Source organism: Paenibacillus sp. 01L418, from assembly GCF_056400045.1.
In genome coordinates this window covers 1-507 of record NZ_JBFTSN010000881.1, presented here as the reverse complement: position 1 = coordinate 507, position 507 = coordinate 1, and the positions used below count along the sequence as shown (strand labels likewise).

The 507-nt window shown below is 46.0% G+C and carries 1 protein-coding gene and 1 pseudogene; both read left to right on the top strand.

Annotated features, from left to right (window positions below; all coding sequences use genetic code 11):
- On the top strand, nt 1–288 hold a 288-nt coding region (locus tag AC1DSE_RS36255; protein WP_477529247.1), incomplete at its 5' end, for a hypothetical protein.
- A 15-nt stretch (nt 289–303) separates the two neighbouring features.
- Nucleotides 304–507, top strand: a pseudogene (locus AC1DSE_RS36250) (NEAT domain-containing protein); the annotation flags it as partial.

Here is a 507-nt window from a genome sequence, read left to right as displayed (position 1 = left end):
AAGACGCACTGCTTAGTGCAATTACAGCAGCGAACGCTGTCGCAAACAGCATATTGTCTACAAAGCAGCAGCTCATTGATGCAGAAGGCACGCTGGATCAAGCGCTTCGTGCTTTCCAAGCGACAAAAATTGTCGTTGTTGATCCTTCGTGCTTTCCAAGCGACAAAAATTGTCGTTGTTGATCCGGTCAAACCGACAGAACCGGGAGCACTTGCGGACGGCAAGTATTTGATTGATATTCAGTATTTAAAACAAGGTACTACACAAACATCGGTGATGGATGAATAAGTAGCACATCCTGCTCGTTTGCTCGTGCAAAATGGTGTGAAGCTTGTACAAGTGAATCTAAAGCAAAGCAAGGAAATTACCGGATTTACGATTGGCGGCTCTACGCCAACAACGATCGAATCCGATGCTTCCGCTAACACAAGACGAGTACAATTTACAGTAGCCGATCTACCGGCTAAGCTGGATGGCTGGGTGAAAATAGATTGGCCAGAAGTGAAG